This is a genomic window from Haemophilus haemolyticus, assembly GCF_003351405.1.
In the GTDB taxonomy this organism is placed as follows: Bacteria; Pseudomonadota; Gammaproteobacteria; order Enterobacterales; family Pasteurellaceae; genus Haemophilus; species Haemophilus haemolyticus_N.
The window spans coordinates 146,419-168,396 of sequence record NZ_CP031240.1 but is presented as its reverse complement, the minus strand read 5'-3'; the positions used below and the strand labels follow the sequence as shown (position 1 = coordinate 168,396).

Genomic DNA, 21,978 nt, shown 5'->3' with positions numbered 1-21,978 from the left:
ATGAATAAACGTCATTATAAAGTGATTTTTAGCCGTGTATTAAATCAGCTTGTGGTGGTCTCTGAGCTGGCAAAATCTCAAGGTAAAGCGCAAAGTGAAAATATGAGTCCAGAACAAGAAAAAACAGGATTATTTTCAACCGCACTTTCCTTCTCCCTCAACTCCATTCATTTCAGCTTAATGTTAGCATTAGGTTTTGTCTTTTTGCCTTCTGTTTATGCAGAAGATATGGCCATTCGTGCAGATAAATCTGCACCAGGTAATCAACAACCTACCGTACTTCAAACAGCGAATGGTTTACCGCAAGTAAATATTCAAACCCCAAGTGCAGGTGGGGTATCACGTAACCAATATTCGCAATTTGATGTGGCAGAAAAAGGCGCCGTGCTAAACAATGCTCGTAAAGCAGCACAAACTCAAATGGCGGGCTGGGTGCAAGGTAACCCAAATCTTGCTCGCGGTGAAGCAAAAGTCATTCTTAACGAGGTCAATTCAGCCAACCCAAGTCGTTTAAAAGGTTATGTAGAGGTGGCAGGTAAAAAAGCGGATGTGGTGATTGCTAACCCAAGTGGTATTCAGTGTGATGGCTGTGGTGTGATTAATGCGGGGCGAACAACCCTGACAACAGGTAAAGCAGAAGTAGAAAATGGCGAGTTGAAAGGCTATCACGTAAAAGTCGGAAAAGTGACTGTTGGCCAAAAAGGCATGGATAACAGTCAATCTGATTACACTGATATTATCGCTGAGAAAGCCGAAATCAAAGGTGGGGTTTGGTCTAAAAAAGGCATTAAAGTTACCACGGGTAAAAACAACGTTGACCGCACCAATGATTCAGTGGTTTACGTGGGAGATAAAAACACCGACAACACTGACCGCACTTCTGATACCCAAGGCGAAAACCAAAGCTACAGTGTGGATGTGAGCCAATTAGGTGGGATGTATGCTGAGAAAATCCATTTAGTGGATAACGGTCAAGGCCTTGGTGTACGTAATGCGGGGCATATTGGGGCCTCAGCGGGTGAGGTGAAAATTGATAGTCAAGGGCGTATTGTTAATGAAGGGGAGATTAGCGGTAAACAAGATGTCCAAATCAAAACCAAGTCTGATGTGATTCAAAAAGGTAAAGTTGAAACAGCACGAGGTGATGTTCTAGTTAATGCTAAAAATCAGATTAATCAGGTAGGCGCGACTATTTCAGGTGGGCATATTCGTTATCAAGCGGATTCAGTCGAAGCGGGTAAATCTTCGGTATTGGCTGCCGGTATCGAGGAAAATGGTAAAGCCCGCGAGATAGATGAGGTTAGTGAGACTAAAAACCTTGAAATAAAAACAGCAAAAACAACTGTGGCGAAAGGGAAAAATATTGCCTCTGGTAAGGTCGATGTTCAAGCTCAAACAGTTGATGTTAGCGAGAGTCAGACAAGTGGCCAAGATGTTCATATTGTGGCTCATCAAGGTGAAATGAATGCAAATCAAGCGACGCTCATTGCAAAAAATGAAATCAATTTACATACCCCTTCTCAACTTTTAACACAGCACGCTAATTTAAAAGCGGATTGGATTAATGCAACTGCGCAAAGAGTAGAAAACCAACAGGGGCGATGGGCAAGCCAAGGTGCGCGTGACTTCTCATTAAACCTAGAACAAGGGTTAAATAATGAAAAAGGCTTAATACTTTCAGGTGGAAATATGAGTCTTACCCAGCAAAATCAATTCTTAAATAATCGAGAAGGACGGTTGCTAAGTGGTAAAGATTTAACTTTAACCGCATTATCCGTGGATAACCAAGCCGGAATGATTGTTGCTGACGGTTCTTCAACATTAAATATTGCAAGGGACATTAATAACCAAAAAGTCGGCAATACAGGTTCACTTATTCAAGCACAGGGTGATTTAACGGTTAATACCACTAATCTAAATAACCAAAATACTAAAGGGAATGCACAATCAGTACCAACACAGGGTATTCTTGCGGGTAAGGTTGAGGTGAATGCTCATCAATTGGACAATAAACAAGGTGGGATTTATTCGGTTTCTTCTCAGGTATTGAATGTTGTTAATCAATTAGACAATAACCAAGGTGAATTATTCTCTACAGGGGATATTCGTATTCAGGGTAAAGGGGCTTCCATAAAAAATAGCCAAGGTTCAATTCAGGCTGCAGAAAAACTGAATATTCAGGTTAATGCACTTTCTGGTGATGGCGATATTGAGGCTAACCATGCAAATATCCAACTTGTTCAAGATTTTGATAGTCAACGCGATTTAGTTGGCCGTTCTTCATTAAGTTTAACTACTCAAGGACATTTGATTAATCGAGCAGGGTTACTTTCTGAAGGCCATACCCAAATCAATGCGAAGAACATTGAAAATACAAAGACAGCTGAAATTCAAGGAAAACAAACTGCACTTACAAGTGAGCAGAATATAACCAATCGAGGGTTGGTTAAAGGGACAGTAGAAAATGTTATCAAGACTGGTGATACATTAACTAATATTGGTACTGGTCGTATTTATGGTGGTCATGTTGCTTTACAGGCTGGTCAAAAAATAGTGAATACAGATGAATTACAATCTGATGGAACGATTAAATCAGCGGTTGTTGCGGCAAAAGAACGTCTAGACGTTGCAGCGCCTTTCGTTGAGAACAGTAAAACGGTCTTTACTCAAAATTGGGCGTTTAATGGTATTGGCGGCACCTTATCCTCTGAAGGGAAAGTGGTATTTGGTCGCACTTTAGATGAAAACAATCAATCAAAAGATTTAGGCGATAAATTATTAAATAGCGGTAGTTTGATTGAAGGACGTGGTGTTGTCCTTGGTATGCATCAAACTTTAAACAAAAATGCCCGTATTGATACAAGGCTAGAAGAAGTCAAACGTGAAGAAGTAAAGGAACATTATCTGCTTGAAGATGGGAGCGCTGAACGTATTAATTTCGATCAACTTCGTTGGGCATCCTTTAGTCGAGCAGGTAAAGTGGTTTATAAAAATCAAAATAAGGTAACGCGACCTACTAATGGCAAAATTGAAGGTCATATTCTACCAATGCCAAATGAGGAGGTATGTGCTAACGAGCAAACTCGTTCAGGTTGTGTTGTTGTACCTCAAGCGCTTTATTTAAATAATGATCCTATATGGGCGGCATTTAATATTACTCCTCCACCTACCTCTCCAACATTACCCGATCTGAGTGGCTTGGATGAAACGTTAAAGCAAGCGCCAGAGGAGCCTAAACAGCCTAAACGAACATGGCGTAATCGTCATGATTATGATCGCCTCATGAAAGAATATGAATTGAAAATGGGAGAGTACCGGAAAGCTGTTGCTGATTATGAAGCTAAGTTAGTTGAGTTTTCTGCTCAAATGAAACCTTATTTTGAATGGGCAAAGGTAAATGAAAAAGCATTTGAACAGTTAGATGCTGCTATTCTTGAACACAATAAAAAGCTCTTGGGCAAAGAATTTTATCGCTTTTGGGATATTTATGTGCAAGAACGTATAACCAGCGAAACAAAAGTAAAAGAAACGCATCCAGGTAAGATTTTAAGTCAAGGCGATGTTGAATTTAATGGTCATGTAGAAAATAACCGCAGCCAAATAATGGCCGCTGGAAAGATCTATAATCCGAATAATCCTTCTGAAGAAGTCAACAATGTACCCGAAATGGGGATTACTCGAGTTGTTGATAATGGAAATCAAGAGTGGACTTACTCTCGTTGGCGAGGCGGATTTAGACGATATCATCAGCGGGAGTGGGCTGGCCGTCATGACTACCAAAAAATCACTGATACACCATTGGATTTAAAACAAGTTCGTACGGAAGCCTATACGACAGTGACGCCTGAAGGTGAAAAAGCCAATCTTTCGATGGAAACGCTCGCACTTGCCAACAATATTCATGTTGCCAATGGCGTGAATCAATCGAATGCCAAAGCTGGGCAGCGTGAAATTCGTACGATTGGTGCGGATGTTTCTTTGCCAACCTCAAGCCTTTATCACACCAATCCAGAGGCCACTAATCGCCCATTAATTGAAACGGATCCACAGTTTACCGATCGTAAACAATGGCTCAGTGGTGACTATATGTTTAAAGCACTTCGCAGTGATCCACAAAATATCTTGAGACGCTTAGGTGATGGCTATTACGAGCAACGTTTAGTGCGAGATCAAGTTAATCAGTTGACGGGACGTATGTTCTTAACGGGTTATCAAGATTTAGAGGCTCAATATAAAGGGTTAATGGATAATGGTATTACCTTTGCGAAACGCTTCAACTTAACCCCAGGTGTGGCTTTAAGCCCAGCGCAGGTTGCACAACTTACGTCAGATATAGTCTGGTTTGAGGAAAAAGAGGTAACGCTACCAAGCGGAAAACAAGTCAAAGTAATGGCGCCTCGCGTCTATGCGATGGCACAGAAAGGTGACTTAAATGGCGAAGGCACGTTGATTTCAGCGGATGTGATTGATTTGCGGAGTAACCGCTTAACCAATAGCGGCACCATTGCGGGGCGTAAGCTTACGTTATTAAATACCGAAAGCTTATTTAACGCAGGCACCATTACGGGTGATAAAGTAGGCATCAACACCACGAATAACTTCGATAATATCGGCGGTAAAGTGGAAGCCGAGCGCGCCCTCTTGGTAGATGTGGGCGGTGACTTAAATCACGAAAGTACCACGATGACAACAAAGGTGGACTTATCTCATTTCCAACGGAGTGAAACGACATTGGCTCGTAAAGCGCTTTTCTATGTGAAAGGAGAAGATGGCCAGTTACAACTCTCATCAAATAATCTGAACGCTAAAGGGGCAGATATTATTAACGATGGCAATGGCAGTACGCTTGTTCAAAGCAAAAATAACATGAATCTGACCGCACTTTCAGTGGGCTTTGATGAAAAGATGGGCGCAGGCAATCATTACCGTCATGAGAAAGTTGAGCAAGCCATCAGCAGCCAAATCAAGGGCAAGGGGGATGTGACGCTTACGGCAAAAAATCTCCGAGCCGAAGGGGCACAGTTGGATAGCGAAGCGAAGTTAATGGCTATTGCTGAAAACGACCTTGTGTTAAATGGTGCAAAAGAAAGCCGTGATTTTGAAGAGTTTCATAAAACGAAAAGTGGCAGCCTTGCTAGAACGACCAAAACCAGTCTTGACCAACAACATTCCGTTACTCAAGTCGGCACACAGGTGAGTGGTAAAGAGGTGGTGCTTTTAGCAGGTCATGATGTGAAGGCGAAAGGCATTCAGGCTATTGCGGAGGATAATCTGCATATTCAGGCTGGGCATGATGTCGATATTGCAGCAGATACCAATCATTTTAAAAATAAGCACGTGGAAACCAAGAAAACCAGAGGTGTGTTCACAGACGGCGGTATTGGTCTTACCTTTGGCTCCAAATCAGAAAAACACGATTATGAGACAGAAGGTTGGACACAGTCTGATGCACGTAGCACGCTAGGTTCAATGAATGGCAATATCAGGGTGAGTGCGGGTAATCATACAAATGTTCTTGGAACGAATATGATAACACCACGCACAAATCAGATTGATATTGAGGGTGCAAGTGTTAAGGTCGAAGCGGGAAAAGATATTATTGAACGTAAAGAGGGGCATGAGTATAAACAATCTGGCGTGACGATTGCCTTGAGTACACCGGTGACCGATATGGCACAAGCGGCTTATAACAGTGTGAATCGCAGCCAACAAGTCACCAATGGAAAACTCAAGGCACTTTATGCAGTGAAAGCCGCGGAAGAAGCGACAATGGCGGCTCAAAATGTGGGTAAGGTGGCAGAAACCTTAGATGCCTTAAGAGCTGGTAATATGCAGAATACGGGGACGACATCCAGCCCAAGTATGAAGGTTAGTATTGGTTATGGCAGCCAAAAACAAACGCAAAGTAGCGAAAGCCAGAGTATTAGTCATCAAAAATCAACGGTGAATACCGGTACGCTTAATGTAAAAGCCCGTGATGAAAAACTCACCTTTGAAGGCGTGGATGCGAATGCGAAATTGATGACATTATCAGGCAAAAAAGGGATTGAGATAAAAGGTGTAAAAGACGAGGAGCACCAACATACCAAAAATAAATCTGCAGGGGGCAGTGTAGGCGTTTTTGTTGGAACCAATGGTAATAGTTATGGAATTGGGATTGAGGGTTCGGGGAATGTGGCGAGGGGCAAGTCGAATTCGGATAGCGAACGTTGGCAAAACAGTCACTTGCAAGCGGATAAGCTCATCACAAATAGCGAAGCAGGAAACCTCAGCCTTGATGCAGCGAATCTCAACGCGAAACGTTGGGAAGCGGATATTCAAAATCTGACGATAACGAGCCGTCAAGATACAGAGAAATACGAATCCAAACAAACGAGTGCGAGTGCAAGTGGCTCGGTAGCGTATGGTTCAGGTGGCGGAGCTTCGGTCAGTGCCTCCTATAACAAAGCGAAAGTGGATTATGCGCAAGTCAATGAACAAGCGGGTATTCGTGTAGGTGAGGATGGTATGGATGCTAACATCCACAACCATACCCAACTGAATGGTGCCATTATTGAAAGTGACGCTGAGGCAAGTAAAAACCACTTCAAAACAAAATCAATTACTGCAACAGATATTGAAAATAAAAGCGAGATTAAAACCGAAAGTGCGAGCATGGGGGCAGGCACGGGAGGCATTAACCCGATGCAAGCGATAAGCAGTGCCTTGAGCTTATTGGGCAACACCAATGAAAGCGCGCGCAGCACCACCCAATCAGCTATCAGCGACAATATTCAGATAGAGACCGAAACACCGGAAAAACTGACCGCACTTTCACGTGACACCAAAAATGCGAATCAACGTGTTGAAAAACAAGATTTACAAAAAATGCAAGAACGCCAAGAAATGGCTAAGGTGATAGGCGACATCAGCAACAACGCGATAAGCATTGCCACGTATAATGAGCGTGAGAAAATTAACAAGCTAGGGCTTGAGAAGTTTAAGCTGGAAGAGCAAGAAAAAGCCTTGAAGGGACAAGCGGGTAATGAACAACAGCTTGCCGCCATTAAGCAACAGCTAACAAATGTTCAAGCCGACATCACGAAAACGCAAGGTGAAATCGACCGCACTTATGGCATTGGTAGTGAAAAAGGGATGGCGATTCGAGCGGTGACAGCGGCATTACAAGCAGCGGCACAAAACGATACCGCAGGCAGTCTTGTTGCTCTTGCTTCACCTTATCTCAATAAAACTATCCACGAGATGACGGCAGGCGACACCGCAAAAGACAAAGCGACTAACCTTATGGCACATGCGCTGCTTTCTGCAGTGGAGTTTCAAGTGACAGGCAAAGACCCGTTAACAGGTGCAGTGGCTGGGGTGACAGGAGAAGTGACTGCACAAATCCTCACGCAGGCAATCTATAATAAAATGCCAAATCAACTTACGGCAAATGAGAAGGAAAACATTAGCACGTTAAGTCAGTTGGCGGGCGGATTGGCTGCAGCATTGACGGCGAAAGCGAATGGCACCACAGCGGAGCAAGGTAGTAGTTTCCTTGCTGCGACTTCTGGGGCAGAGACGGCTAAAAGGGCGGTGGAGAATAATCTTCTTTCTAAAAATGAAGATGAAGAACTTTTCAAGATTTCAGAAAAGTTTGAAAAAGAAAAAGAGCTAAAACAGAAAGAAAAAAATAGAGGCGGAGAATTATTGAAAAAAGATTCTTACATTAATTTTTTAATTCGCCTAAACCAAAAAGATCCTAGCCAATTAACGGAGGGGCAAAAGAATTATTTAGCGGTTGAGTTACATAAAATAGCAAAATCATGGAATGTTCCTGTATCTGATTTATATAACTGGGATTTTACTAAAGAAATCAAAAGAAATGACTCTGCGTTAACAAAATATCTATCAGATGAAATTAAATTTTGGGATAGTTATGTCGGTAAACAAGCACAATCTTTTGCGATAGGTGCGTTAGCTGCGGGAGGCAGCGTTGCTGCTGTTAGAGTTATTCCTAAGGCTGTTGGATATTTACAAGAGACAGCTGTACTTTCAGCTAGAGCCCCAGTTGCTGCAGAAATGTTAGTGACGGGAGGATATAAAGCTGGGGAGATATCCTATAAAGCTCACAGTGGCCAATATAAAACTGAAGATGAACTTAAAAGCGCCATTTATGATGGTACGAAAGATGTAATTAAGGTTCCTCTTCTTTCAAAATTAAAACCTGGAGCGCAAGCTCTTAACAGTTTTGCTTTTGATTTAATGTATGAGGTTAATAAACCAGGAGCTACAGATAGACAAATTAAAACGGAGATGGTTGGTAGTTCAGCTGGTTCTCTTGTATCACTAGGCTTAGATACTGCTTTATCTAGAATTCCTAATATCAATCCAGCGGTTAAAATATTTTCAAATGTGGTCATTGGAGGATACTCTTCTGATAAACTCAAGTCTTTATATCAAGATAATTTAAATAAGAATGAGGAGAAGAAATGAAGATAATCTTTAAATTACTTATTGCTTTTTTAGTTATTTATTTGGGGATATCTATAGCGATTATAGTTGGAGGGGTGGTTTTAGGGGTAAATAATATAAACTATAAATTTATTTTTGAAGATTCTTTTAAACCTTCTTTATTTATATTTGTAGTGATACTATTTTTCAGTTACTTAATTGCACCTAAAAAATAATTGAGAAATACAAGAGTATAAAGTGCTGTTAAGAGTTGAAGTATCTTAAACTGCACTTTTTATAAATCAGGAGAAAAAGTAATGAAATTTATTATTGGTGTTGTTATAAGCATTCTTATTTTTTCTTTGTTTTGTTTTATTTTATGGCTATTTCTTATGTAAAATTTGATGCGGGAGTAAAATATATAAATTATATTTCTTACTTCTGTAAAGAAAAATAAGAAATAATCTTGGTTATCAAACGTAAATGTGTGGTTAATTCTCAATCAACGTTTGTTTAGTGGTGAAAATATCGAAGTTATTCTCCGTGATTAACATTCAAGTCAAAAGAAACGAGCTAAATTATTTGCTGATTGTGATTCAGTATGCCGATAAGTGGTGTCAAATTTATTAATGGGTGCAAATGATTTTTCAGAAGAGCAGGCTTAAAGCAGAAACATTAGCTTCTGGAATGTCTAGTGTAGTTGGTCTAGGATCTGAACATTTACACTTAAATGGTGCACCTAAAATATTTTTTAATGTGGTGTTGGGCTCAGTGATTGGAGATAAAGTTAAAGAAAGTTATTCTAAATCAATTGAGCAGGGAGGTAAGGAAAACAAATGATGATCCTAAAAATATTAAAATTTTTTATATTTGTTGCATTACTATGTTTCTTTGCTATGGTGATCGCTGAATTAGATGCGGGACGGAAGAATTTACAGTATGCAATCCTGATAAAAGAGGCTTTAATTATGTCTCTAAAATATCAGGTGGTTGTTTTACCAATATATTTTCTCTTTTTTAAACGAGATTAGAAGGAATAGAACTCTCTGCAGTTTTTTTGTTTGAGATTCACATAGCAATGTAAAAGTGCAGTCAATTTTCAAAGAGTTTTAAAACTTCTCAAAATTGACCGCACTTTTGTATTTTCAGGGCTGTTTATCTTTAAGCTAATCTTATAATTTCATATTCAATTTAGCGTAGTAACCTTACCAAGCGGAAAACAAGTTAAAGTGATGGCGCCTCGCGTCTATGCGATGGCTCAGAAAGGTGACTTAAATGGCGAAGGCACGTTGATTTCAGCGGATGTGATTGATTTGCGGAGTAACCGCTTAACCAATAGTGGCACCATTGCAGGCCGTAAGCTCACGTTATTAAATACCGAAAGCTTATTCAACGCAGGCACCATTACGGGTGATAAAGTAGGCATCAACACCACGAATAACTTCGATAATATTGGTGGTAAAGTAGAAGCCGAGCGCGCCCTCTTGGTGGATGTGGGCGGTGATTTAAATCACGAAAGTACCACGATGACAACAAAGGTGGACTTATCTCATTTCCAACGTAGTGAAACGACACTGGCTCGTAAAGCACTTTTCCATGTAAAAGGAGAAGATGGCCAATTACAACTCTCATCAAATAATCTGAACGCTAAAGGGGCAGATATTATTAACGATGGCAATGGCAGCACGCTTGTTCAAAGCAAAAATAACGTGAATCTCACCGCACTTTCAGTGGGCTTTGATGAAAAGATGGGCGCAGGCAATCATTACCGTCATGAGAAAGTTGAGCAAGCCATCAGCAGCCAAATTAAGGGCAAGGGTGATGTAACGCTTACGGCAAAAAATCTCCGAGCCGAAGGGGCACAGCTGGAGAGTGAAGCGAAGTTAATGGCTATTGCGGAAAATGACCTTGTGTTGAATGGTGCAAAAGAAAGCCGAGATTTTGAAGAGTTTCACAAAACGAAAAGCGGCAGCCTTGCTAAAACGACCAAAACTAGCCTAGACCAACAACAATCCGTTACTCAAGTCGGCACACAGGTGAGTGGTAAAGATGTGGTGCTTTCAGCAGGTCATGATGTGAAGGCGAAAGGCATGCAGGCTATTGCAGATGATAATCTGCATATTCAGGCTGGGCATGATGTCGATATTGCAGCGGATACCAATCATTTCAAAAATAAGCGCGTGGAAACCAAGAAAACCAGAGGTGTGTTCACAGACGGCGGTATTGGTTTTACCGTTGGTTCGAAATCAGAAAAACATGATTATGAAACGGAAGGTTGGACACAATCAGATGCACGTAGCACGCTGGGTTCAATGAATGGCAATATCAGGGTGAGTGCGGGTAATCATACAAATGTTCTTGGTACGGATATGATTACACCACGCACGAATCGAATTGATATTGAAGGCGCAAGTATTAAGGTCGAAGCCGGAAAAGATATTATTGAACGTAAAGAGGGGCATGAGTATAAACAATCTGGCGTGACAATTGCCTTGAGTACCCCAGTGACTGATATGGCACAGGCGGCTTATAACAGTGTGAATCGCAGCCAACAAGTCACCAATGGAAAACTCAAGGCACTTTATGCAGTGAAAGCCGCGGAAGAAGTGGGCATGGCGGCTCAAAATGTGGGTAAGGTAGCGGAAACCTTAGATGCCTTACGTGCTGGTAATATGCAGAATACCGGGACGACATCCAGCCCAAGTGTGAAGATTAGTCTTGGTTATGGCAGCCAAAAACAAACGCAAAGTAGCGAAAGCCAGAGTATTAGTCATCAAAAATCAACGGTGAGCACTGGTACGTTTAATGTAAAAGCCCGTGATGAAAAACTCACCTTTGAAGGCGTGGATGCGAATGCGAAATTAATGGCATTATCAGGCAAAAAAGGCATTGAGATAAAAGGTGTAAAAGACGAAGAGCACCAACGCACAGAAAATAAATCTGTAGGAGGAAGTGTAGGCGTTTTTGTTGGAACCAATGGTAATAGTTATGGAATTGGTATTGAGGGTTCGGTGAATGTAGCGAAGGGCAAGTCGAATTCGGATAGCGAACGTTGGCAAAACAGTCACTTGCAAGCGGATAAGCTCATTACCAATAGCGAAGCAGGAAACCTCAGCCTTGATGCAGCAAATCTCAACGCGAAACGTTGGGAAGCGGATATTCAAAACCTGACGATAACGAGCCGTCAAGATACAGAGAAATACGAATCCAAACAAACGAGTGCGAGTGCAAGTGGCTCGGTGGCACAGGGGGCAGGAGGTGGAGCCTCGGTGAGTACCTCCTATAACAAAGCGAAAGTAGATTATGCGCAAGTGAATGAACAAGCGGGTATTCGTGTGGGTGAAGATGGCATGGATGCCCATATCCATAACCATACCCAACTGAATGGTGCGATTATCGAAAGCGATGCTGAGGCAAGTAAAAACCGCTTCAAAACAAAATCACTCACGCATACCGATATTGAAAATAAAAGCGAGATTAAAACCGAAAGTGCGAGCATGGGGGCCGGTACGGGAGGCATTAACCCGATGCAAGCGATAAGCAGTGCCTTGAGCTTATTGGGCAACACCAATGAAAGCGCGCGCAGCACCACCCAATCAGCTATCAGCGACAACATTCAGATAGACACCGAAACACCGGAAAAACTGACCGCACTTTCACGAGATACCCAAAATGCGAATCAACGTGTTGAAAAGCAAGATTTACAAAAAGTGCAAGAGCGCCAAGAAATGGCGAAAGTGATAGGCGACATCACGAACAACGCGATTAATATCGCCACGTATAATGAGCGTGAGAAGATTAATAAACTGTCATTGGAAAAATTTAAAGCGGAAGAAAAATACGGCAAAGCGAGTACGCAAGCGCAAGAAATTGGTAAACAAATTACCGCTATTCAAAATGATATAGACGGCACTTACGGTATTGGAAGTAAGACCGGCATGGCGATTCGCGCGGTGACAGCGGCATTGCAAGCAGCAGCACAAAACGATACCGCAGGCAGTCTTGTTGCCCTAGCTTCACCTTATCTCAACAAAACCATCCACGAGATGACGGCAGGCGATACCGCAAAAGACAAAGCGACGAATCTGATGGCGCATGCCCTTCTTTCTGCAGTGGAGTTTCAAGTGACAGGCAAGGACCCATTAACGGGCGCAATTGCTGGGGTGACAGGTGAGGTAACGGCTGAAATCATCGCGAGAGCTTATGGCAAGCCAGTCAGTGAATTAACGGCTAATGAGAAGGAAAATATTAGTACGTTAAGTCAATTGGCGGGCGGATTGGCTGCGGCATTGACGGCGAAGGCGAATGGCACCACCACAGAGCAAGGTGGTAGTTTCCTTGCGGCAACTTCAGGAGCAGAGACGGCTAAAAGGGCAGTGGAGAATAATTTTGCTTTAGAAACTGCTGTTAATAATCCTCAAGTTGACTGGACTGCCGAAGCTAAGGCGCAAGAAAAAATTTCAGAAGCGACGCGTCAAGCTGCGGAAGAATTTGAAAAAGCGCATCCTGAATTGGTTAAAAACTTAAGAACCACGGGTGATATAGGTGCATTTTTAGCGGACTTTACGCCGATAATTGGAGATATAAAATCCTTTGTAGAAGCGGAAAATGGTATTGACTACGCGTTGGCAACAGTAGGGTTGATTCCAGGTGCGGATGTTGTGACGAAGCCGTTAAAAGAGGCGAAGAACGCACTTAACATGGCGAAAGCTGCTGAAAAAGCAGGGAATGTTGCCGAGGCGATTAAGTATCAAAAAGAAACGATTAAACAATTTGAGAGTGTTAAAGCGTTGGATGTAGATAGTTATAAAGTTTTAAAAGCACGTTCAGTCGTAGGAGATAATCTTGATTTAGATCATATTCCATCATTTGCTGCTCAGATTAAAAGCCTAGAAAAAAGCTTAGGACGATAATTAACAAGAGAGGAAAAATATAAATTAAAAAATGAGGCAACAGCAATAGCCATCCCTAAAGAAGTTCATAAGAATAGTAGAACGTATGGTGGAAGGAATACTTCTAGTCAAACATTGAAAGATTCTAAAGATTTATGTGGAGCTCAATGTTTAGATTTAGAACAGAATAAAAATAATCTATTAAATTATGGATTTGATGAGGATGATATTAATCAAGCTATAGAGAAAGTAAAAAATAGAAATTCAGAGAGAGGTATAAAGTGATTTTATTAAATGATAAAATATGTGAATTATTAAGTTTAAGCTTGGGTGATTCTAAAATATTAGATTTTATATCTTTTATAGGTGAAAAATTTGTAGTAGATGAAGTTGATAGTGATGTATATTTTTCATTTGAAAACTCATGGTTGGAAATATTATTTTCTAAGAGGAAAATAACAGCGGTTTTTTTTAATCTTGAGAAAAGAAAATATAATAAAATGAATATTAGAATTTTTAATAATTTTGAAAACCTTGAAAAGATTGATGATGTTATAGAGTTCCTTGAATGTAAGGTTATAGACTTTGGTGGAGGTGCTGGTTCAATAATAGGTTTTATTGACCCTTGGATTAAGTTTAAAGTAAAAGGTAATATTTATGTAAATATACAGTATGATATTGATTCACGATTTATAAAGTTAATAACTGTATCGGTAGATGATAAACTTGAAAAATAGTTGGGTGCGGTGGGTGAATTAAAATTTAACTTAAATAGCGCGCGTTTCCTGATGCGTGCTTTTTTATAAAAAATAAGGTTATTAATAAAAATAGTGAAAATCTGACCGCACTTTCACGTGACACAAAAAATGCGAATCAACGTGTTGAAAAACAAGATTTACAAAAAGTGCAAGAGCGCCAAGAAATGGCGAAGGTGATAGGCGACATCACGAACAACGCGATAAGCATTGCCACGTATAATGAGCGTGAGAAGATTAATAAACTGTCATTGGAAAAATTTAAAGCGGAAGAAAAATACGGCAAAGCGAGTACGCAAGCGCAAGAAATCGGTAAACAAATTACCGCTATTCAAAATGATATAGACGGCACTTACGGTATTGGAAGTAAGACAGGCATGGCGATTCGCGTCGTGACAGCGGCATTACAAGCAGCGGCACAAAATGATACCGCAGGCAGCCTTGTCGCACTGGCTTCACCTTATCTCAACAAAACCATCCACGAGATGACGGCAGGCGACACGGCAAAAGACAAAGCTGCGAATCTTATGGCGCATGCTCTGCTTTCTGCAGTAGAGTTTCAAGTGACAGGCAAAGACCCATTGACGGGTGCAGTGGCAGGGGTGACAGGAGAAGTGACTGCACAAATCCTTACGCAGGCAATCTATAATAAAACGCCAAATCAACTTACAGCAAATGAGAAGGAAAACATTAGCACGTTAAGTCAACTGGCGGGAGGATTAGCTGCGGCATTAACGGCGAAGGCAAATGGCGCCACTACAGAGCAAGGGGGGAATTTCCTTGCTGCAACCTCTGGAGCAGGGACGGCTAAAAGGGCGGTGGAGAATAATTTCTTGAGTGATGCATCAAGAGCGAGATTAAATGCGTTAAAAACAAAATATCATCGTGGAGAACAATTAACAAACAAAGAAAAATTGGAGTTTAGAGATTTAATTGAATCAGATCAGCGTAGTGATGTTCTCTTGGATAAATTTAGAAAAGATCCAAATTCCTTAAATAGCAAGGAAAGAGAGGCATTTTTAAGCTATGTAGATCGTTATTATATAGAAACTGTTACGGGAAATACCGCATCTGGTTATAAATTGGCATCGCCAATATCGCCAGTTAACGCTAAGAATCGTTTCGAATCAGAATATTTAATTAATGATCCTGTACCAAAACGAGATTATGGTCATTTCCCTTTTGCCGGTACGGATGCACAAAGATCGCAAGCAGTGAATACCTTGCCAGAAGAGAGCAAGAACTGGCTAGGTTGGCGTTCTGAAAAACATTCTCGTGATGAAGAGATGTATTATACTGTCAAGAACGAACTTGATGCTCCTGAGAATTATAAAAATTCAGCGAATGGGAAAATAGCTTATTCAGTTAAGGATGGGCTGGAGTCAGCCTCGATGATTTATGGCGTTGGTGTACTTTCAAATGCATTAAGTAAAGTGCCAGCAACTGTTAATGCATTGAACTTACCAAACAAAGTGGTTTCTGCAACAGCAAAAGTTGGGGATTTTGCTAAAGCACATCCTATTTTGACTGAAAAACTGACAAATTCAGGCTTAAGTATGACAGCCACTCATTTGGGTAACTCTTATCAAGGTAAAGATACATCAGCCAGTGATTTAGCTTGGAGCGGTACAACAGGATTTATTACTGGAGGAACAAATTTTAAAACTACATTGATAGTGAATACCCTAAGTTCAGGCTTGCAAGGATATTTTGAGTCTAATGAGGATTCAATTAAACATGCTGGTTATAAAGCAGTATCTTCTGGGTTAGCAACAGCAGCTGGCAGTTTTGCAGGTAAAGTAGCTGAGAAATCAATTGATTCCTTGGTTGTTAGAAGTATTAGTAAATATAAAAACAATTATGAGCCTCAATATAGAAATAAAAATTTTTATTATACAGGATACGAAGATTATAAATATTTACCAGTTAGATTTGGGGCAGTAGTCGATTCAATGGCGAGTGAAGCTACAAGTAAAAAATTGGAAAATAATGAGAAAAACATGAAATCTATAATTCTAGGAGGTGAATAAGTGTTTAATAATATTATTCAGTTTTTTATTTATTCCCTCGTTGTTTTTCTATCTGGATTTATAATAATATCTTTATGTTTTATCGTGTTTACCTTTATCATAAATCTAGGTGATATTTCTATTCTTGAGATAAAGGATATACTATCTTTTAATTTCTATATGTTTTCTAGGATGTCACCATTAATAGTATTAGCAATGTTTATATCTAAAAAACTCAGAGGTAGCTAGTATAGAAAGTGTTTAATTTCTGATGTTAATTATTAGAAATTTTTAGTCTGTTTGATATTTAAACAGACTAAAATTTAAAATACAGAAGTACAAAGTGCGGTCAATTTTTAAAGAATTTTAAAACCCTATGATGGCGCAAGCGTTCACCCCAATGATAGCGCCAGCGTCCAAGCAGGCGCTGTTTAATAAAAACATTGTGAATTTTACTCATAACCATCGGCAGAGCCAATATTCAAAATTCTTTGAATTTTTTGACCGCACTTTTAGTTGATAGGCACAAGCGAGGACGCTTGCGCCATCGTGGGGGAATTAGTGAGTCAAGGAATTTATTATTCTTATAATCCTACACAGGCTAAAGTAGTTCGAACAGCTGTCCAGGGAATTGAGCATGGTTTGAAACCTATAACTGAAATAACATATAAGCAATATGCACAAGGAGTGGCGATGGGGGCTACGGCTAGTGCAATAACTCAATATGCTGCAACAGGTTATATTGATGCAAATAAAACTATAAGAACAGGGTTACTTGCTCCATATCTATTAAACGCTCCTTTAGGTACTTCCGTTTTAATTGGTTCTGTTGATACTGCAGTATCAACAATATCTGATGGTAAATCTCATGTGAATGAACAGGTAAAATATGCCGAAAGCGCCTTAGGAGGTTATACTATGGAAAAAATATCTCCTCCTGTGTTAAAGCCTGTATCTCCATTCATAGGGGGTGTTGTTGGTGAGATTATTAATCAAGTGAATGATAAATTAGAAGCAAAAGAAAGGAAGAAATAGATATGAAATATTTTTTAATTATATTAAAGAGATCTTTTTTAATGACTATAATTCTACAAATTATTTTTTATATAAATGCCTACTTTATTACTGGGTATATTGATCAGGGCGATTTTTTTTAAGTGAAGAGCATTTATTTTTTAGTTTAAAAGTATGGGGGGGGCTATTTGTATTATTTTTATTAATATATGCAGCTGATTATAACAAGTGGCGAAGAGGGTGAGGAATTAAAAATACATAAATTTGATATTTTAATGGTATAAAATTTAAAATATCTAGATATAAAGTGCGGTCAATTTTTAAATAGTTTTAAAACTTCTCAAAAATTGACCGCACTTTTGTATTTTAAACGATGCTTGTGTTAATCAAACCTTATAATTTTACATCCAATCTAGCGTAAGCATATCCGATTTTCTACGCAAATATCACGAGAGAGCAAGACACCTAAGCTGCGATGAGAATTAACATCGCTTTTTCTGAAAATGTGCGTATTGCTATTAAAGGCAAACTTAATTTAAAAATCTGTTAAAGCTGTAACTGCTATGATAGCAAACAGTAAAAGCTATCTAACACTAACGGCAAAAAATCTCCGCTCCTAAGGGGCATAACTTGAAAGTGCGGCGAAATTAATGGTTATTCCCTCTTGCATTTTCATAGACGCGCCCCATTTATTTAGCTAAACTCTTAACAATTTTTTGACAAATGGAGAATGAAATGTCACAGAACGGTTCAGATCGCGATCCTTGGAGCAAACCAGGGCAAAGCAACGACCAACAGCCGGGAAATTCATCCAATAATAATGGATGGAATAACAATCAAAATCGTGGGAATCAAGAACAATCTCCGCCAGATATTGAGGAGATTTTTAATAATCTTCTCAGAAAATTAGGTGGTGGAAATAAAAAGAGCGGTCAAAATAATGGTAGTTCTCAAAACAGTACGCCATTTAATTTTGGAAAGGTGGTTCCACTTGTCGTGGCGATTGGTGCGATTATTTGGGGCGTAAGTGGTTTCTACACTATTAAAGAGGCTGAGCGTGGTGTGGTGCTTCGTTTTGGTGAATTACATTCTATTGTTCAACCAGGTTTGAACTGGAAACCAACATTTGTAGATAAAGTATTGCCAGTGAATGTAGAGCAAGTTAAGGAACTTCGTACTCAAGGTTCAATGCTGACTAAAGATGAAAATATGGTTCGTGTGGAAATGACCGTGCAATATCGCGTGCAAGATCCTGCTAAATATCGTTTTAGCGTGACGAATGCGGATGACAGTTTAGGTCAAGCGACTGACAGTGCATTGCGTTATGTGATCGGCCATATGTCAATGAATGATATTTTAACAACAGGCCGTGCGGTTGTTCGTGAAGATACGTGGAAAGCATTAAATGACATTATCAAATCCTATGATATGGGACTTGAGGTGATTGATGTGAACTTCCAATCTGCGCGCCCACCTGAAGAAGTAAAAGATGCGTTTGATGATGCGATTAAAGCACAGGAAGATGAACAACGTTTCATTCGTGAAGCGGAAGCCTATGCCCGAGAGAAAGAGCCGATTGCGCGTGGTGATGCACAACGTATTATTGAAGAAGCGACAGCTTATAAAGATCGTATCGTGTTAGATGCACGAGGAGAAGTGGAACGTTTGCAGCGTTTGTTGCCTGAATTTAAAGCTGCGCCAGATTTACTGCGTGAGCGTTTATATATTCAAACCATGGAAAAAGTCATGGCAAATACCCCAAAAGTGATGCTTGATGGCAATAATGGTAACAATTTAACTGTGTTACCCTTAGAACAAATTATGGGTAAAAAAGTATCAGCTAAAGCGCCAGTCGTAACAGAAAGAGCGGTAGAATCTGCACCTGTTTTATCACAGCCAGAGCGTATTAATCATTCTTCAAGCCAACTACCAAGCACTGTTGAGCCGATTCGCCAAGGGAGATTTAACTAATGCGTAAATTTTTATTACCAGCTATTTTCGTGATTGCAGCAGTGTTGTATTCCAGTGTCGTGGTCGTGACGGAAGGTACTCGCGGTATTATGTTGCGATTCAACAAAGTACAACGTGATGCAGATAATAAGGTGGTTGTCTATGAACCAGGCTTGCATTTTAAAGTGCCTTTGATTGATAGCATTAAAGTTTTAGATGCACGTATTCGTACTTTAGATGGTTCAGCAACACGTTTTGTTACTGTTGAGAAAAAAGACTTGCTAGTAGATTCTTATGTGAAATGGAAGATTAGTGATTTTGGTCGATTCTACACATCTACTGGTGGTGGTGATTATACTCAAGCTTCAAGCTTGTTAAGCCGTAAAGTAAATGACCGTTTGCGTTCTGAAATTGGTACAAGAACCATTAAAGATATCGTTTCTGGTACACGCGGTGAATTAATGGAAGGGGCAAAAAAAGCTTTAAATTCAGGGCAAGATAGTACGGCAGAATTGGGTATTGAAGTAATTGATGTGCGTGTAAAACAAATCAATTTACCGGACGAAGTCTCTTCTTCAATTTATCAACGTATGCGTGCAGAACGTGATGCAGTCGCGCGTGAACACCGTTCTCAAGGTAAAGAAAAAGCAGCATTTATCCAAGCTGATGTAGATCGTAAAGTGACGTTGATTCTTGCTAATGCAAATAAAACTGCACAAGAATTACGAGGTTCAGGCGATGCTGCGGCTGCAAAATTATATTCAGATGCTTTTGCACAAGAGCCTCAATTCTTTACTTTTGTACGTAGTTTAAAAGCCTATGAAGCGAGTTTTGCAAATTCTGACAATATGATGATTTTAAAACCGGATAGTGATTTCTTCCGTTTTATGCAAGTACCGAAGAAATAGATTTTAAATTGATGACAACACCTTCCTTGTGAAGGTGTTTTTTTATAGCCAGCGTCTTACTTTTTGTTTGTAACGACGATATTCATCGCCAAATTTACTTTCCAAATAGGCTTCTTCTCTGGCTATTTGAAAGCGATTCATAACTAGTATAAAGACAATCACGCCTAACCAAGCCAAACTATTACTCAACCAAAGAGTCCAGGCAATTAACATTAACAGCAAACTTAAATACATTGGGTTACGGCTAAATCGAAATATGCCTGTAGAAACTAATTGTGTTGTATGTTTAAAGTCATGAGGATTGATAGTCGTTTTGCGGATAAAAAATTGAAACACACTGCCCCCAGCAATCAAAAATGAAAGCGTAATGACAAAGGCAATAATTGCAAAATGGACTGAATAACTAGCAACTTTTGGCAAGAAATACATTGCTGTGCCAATTAATAAACAGAGTAGTGGTGGTGGAATAAATAACATCGCTAAATCTCATTAATAAAAATGCCGCCTAGTGATAGACGGCATGTAAAGTGCGGCCAAAATTTATTTTAATTTTGCTTTAATTGCTTCTGCCATAAGTTCAGCTTCAGGCCCTAAAATGACTTGTAATCCATCATTGCCTAATTTTACATTACCTTTTGAACCAAGCGCTTTAAGTTGATCTTCATTAATATTGTGATGGTCAACTAAAGTTAAGCGTAAACGAGTGATACAAGCATCCACAGTTTTGAAGTTTTCTGAACCACCTAAAGCAGCGATAAATTTTACCGCTCTTTCTTCGCGAGATTGGTTACTTTGTGTTGGGACTGCAACTGTTTCTGCTTTATCTTCACGTCCCAGCGTTTTGAGATTAAAGGCATTAATTGCAAAACGGAACACAAAATAATAGATAGCAAAGAATACAATACCTTGTACAAGCAACATATACCAGCTAACAGCAAGTGGGTTGCGGCTAGAAAGTACCATATCCACTAAACCAGCACTAAAGCCGAATCCTGCAATCCAGTGCATTGTGGCTGCAATGAATACAGAGATACCTGTTAATAATGCATGCAATACATAAAGTACAGGTGCAACGAACATGAATGAGAATTCAAGCGGTTCGGTGATCCCTGTAAAGAAAGAGGCTAACGCACCCGCAAGCATAATTGAGGCAACTTGTACTTTTTGATTTGGTTTTGCGCAGTGATAAATTGCAAGAGCAGCACCTGGTAAACCAAACATCATCACTGGGAAGAAACCAGCTTGATACATACCTGTTACCCCCATAGTTGCAGTGCCTTCGGCAATAGATTTAGCACCGCCTAAGAAGTTTGGAATATCATTGATACCCGCTACGTCAAACCAGAATACAGAGTTTAAGGCATGGTGTAAGCCAACAGGAATTAATAAACGGTTGAAGAAACCGTAGATACCCGCACCGACTGCACCTAAATCTTTGATGGATTCACCAAATGAAACGAGTGCGTTAAAAATATGAGGCCAAATATAGAGTAAGGCAAATGATACGGCGATCATCACGAAAGAAACCAAAATTGGGACGAGGCGTTTTCCGCTAAAGAACGAAAGCGCTTTTGGTAATTCAACTTGATAGAACCGGTTGTAAAGTTCAGCTGAAATTACACCAATTAAAATCCCGATAAATTGGTTATTGATTTTTTTGAATGCGGCAGGCACTTCACTAATATCAATGTGCTGTAATTGTGCTACACCAGCAGGGGAAAGCAGGGTGGTTACTACATAGAAACCAACAAGACCTGAAAGTGCGGCGGAACCGTGTTTGTCTTTTGCAAGACCAAACGCGACGCCTACTGCGAAGAGTAAGCCCATGTTGTCAATAATTGCTGCACCAGATTTAATTAATAATGCTGCTAATTGACTGTTTGCACCCCAACCATCTGGGTCTATCCAATAGCCAATACCCATTAATAATGCCGCAGCAGGTAAGGCTGCCACAGGCACCATTAAGGCTTGACCGATTTTTTGTGCGTAACTAAGTACACTCATATAATCTCCTTAA

At 40.0% G+C, this 21,978-nt stretch carries 11 protein-coding genes; 9 read left to right on the top strand and 2 right to left on the bottom strand.

From position 1 onward, the window contains the following. The 9 genes from DV427_RS00735 (at nt 1) to hflC (ending at nt 19,961) form a co-directional block, all read left to right on the top strand. A complete protein-coding gene (locus tag DV427_RS00735; RefSeq protein WP_114890962.1) occupies nt 1-8,475 on the top strand; it encodes a two-partner secretion domain-containing protein in 8,475 nt (2,824 codons plus the stop codon). After that, nucleotides 8,472-8,669 (top strand): hypothetical protein, encoded by a 198-nt coding sequence (locus tag DV427_RS00730; RefSeq protein WP_046949575.1) that lies wholly within the window; start codon nt 8,472-8,474, stop codon nt 8,667-8,669. The genes DV427_RS00735 and DV427_RS00730 overlap by 4 nt, the downstream gene beginning before the upstream one ends. A gap of 403 nt (nt 8,670-9,072) precedes the next feature. Beyond that, complete coding sequence (locus tag DV427_RS00725; protein WP_114890961.1) at nt 9,073-9,273, top strand: hypothetical protein; 201 nt, start codon at nt 9,073-9,075, stop codon at nt 9,271-9,273. Between the two features lie 392 nt (nt 9,274-9,665). Next, entirely contained in the window at nt 9,666-13,346 is a 3,681-nt protein-coding gene (locus tag DV427_RS00715; protein WP_114890959.1) for a hemagglutinin repeat-containing protein, read from the top strand. Nucleotides 13,347-13,606: 260 nt separating this feature from the next. After that, the gene (locus DV427_RS00710) at nt 13,607-14,062 is read left to right on the top strand and encodes a hypothetical protein (RefSeq protein WP_114890958.1); all 456 of its coding nucleotides are present in this window, start codon (nt 13,607-13,609) and stop codon (nt 14,060-14,062) included. A gap of 185 nt (nt 14,063-14,247) precedes the next feature. Further along, a complete protein-coding gene (locus tag DV427_RS00705; RefSeq protein ID WP_114890957.1) occupies nt 14,248-16,110 on the top strand; it encodes a VENN motif pre-toxin domain-containing protein in 1,863 nt (620 codons plus the stop codon). A gap of 540 nt (nt 16,111-16,650) precedes the next feature. Then, nucleotides 16,651-17,124: a hypothetical protein gene (locus DV427_RS00695; RefSeq protein WP_162790244.1), complete on the top strand. Its 474-nt coding sequence runs from the start codon at nt 16,651-16,653 to the stop codon at nt 17,122-17,124. A gap of 714 nt (nt 17,125-17,838) precedes the next feature. Continuing rightward, nucleotides 17,839-19,074: an FtsH protease activity modulator HflK gene (hflK, locus tag DV427_RS00685; RefSeq protein ID WP_162790243.1), complete on the top strand. Its 1,236-nt coding sequence runs from the start codon at nt 17,839-17,841 to the stop codon at nt 19,072-19,074. Beyond that, a complete protein-coding gene (hflC, locus tag DV427_RS00680) occupies nt 19,074-19,961 on the top strand; it encodes a protease modulator HflC (RefSeq protein ID WP_114890953.1) in 888 nt (295 codons plus the stop codon). Before hflK ends, hflC begins: the two co-directional genes overlap by 1 nt. Before the next feature lie 42 nt (nt 19,962-20,003). Here hflC and DV427_RS00675 read toward each other — a convergent pair whose 3' ends face one another. Beyond that, entirely contained in the window at nt 20,004-20,438 is a 435-nt protein-coding gene (locus DV427_RS00675; RefSeq protein WP_114890952.1) for a methyltransferase family protein, read from the bottom strand. Between the two features lie 63 nt (nt 20,439-20,501). Next, complete coding sequence (gene nagE, locus DV427_RS00670) at nt 20,502-21,965, bottom strand: N-acetylglucosamine-specific PTS transporter subunit IIBC (protein ID WP_114890951.1); 1,464 nt, start codon at nt 21,963-21,965, stop codon at nt 20,502-20,504. Nucleotides 21,966-21,978 lie beyond the last annotated feature (13 nt).

Bases quoted from the DNA above. Each gene is read 5' to 3' on its own strand.
- DV427_RS00725 (WP_114890961.1), top strand. From the start codon at position 9,073: ATGATTTTTCAGAAGAGCAGGCTTAAAGCAGAAACATTAGCTTCTGGA.
- nagE (WP_114890951.1), bottom strand. From the start codon at position 21,965: ATGAGTGTACTTAGTTACGCACAAAAAATCGGTCAAGCCTTAATGGTG.
- DV427_RS00705 (WP_114890957.1), top strand. From the start codon at position 14,248: ATGGCGAAGGTGATAGGCGACATCACGAACAACGCGATAAGCATTGCC.
- DV427_RS00675 (WP_114890952.1), bottom strand. From the start codon at position 20,438: ATGTTATTTATTCCACCACCACTACTCTGTTTATTAATTGGCACAGCA.
- hflK (WP_162790243.1), top strand. From the start codon at position 17,839: ATGTCACAGAACGGTTCAGATCGCGATCCTTGGAGCAAACCAGGGCAA.
- DV427_RS00730 (WP_046949575.1), top strand. From the start codon at position 8,472: ATGAAGATAATCTTTAAATTACTTATTGCTTTTTTAGTTATTTATTTG.
- hflC (WP_114890953.1), top strand. From the start codon at position 19,074: ATGCGTAAATTTTTATTACCAGCTATTTTCGTGATTGCAGCAGTGTTG.
- DV427_RS00735 (WP_114890962.1), top strand. From the start codon at position 1: ATGAATAAACGTCATTATAAAGTGATTTTTAGCCGTGTATTAAATCAG.
- DV427_RS00715 (WP_114890959.1), top strand. From the start codon at position 9,666: ATGGCGCCTCGCGTCTATGCGATGGCTCAGAAAGGTGACTTAAATGGC.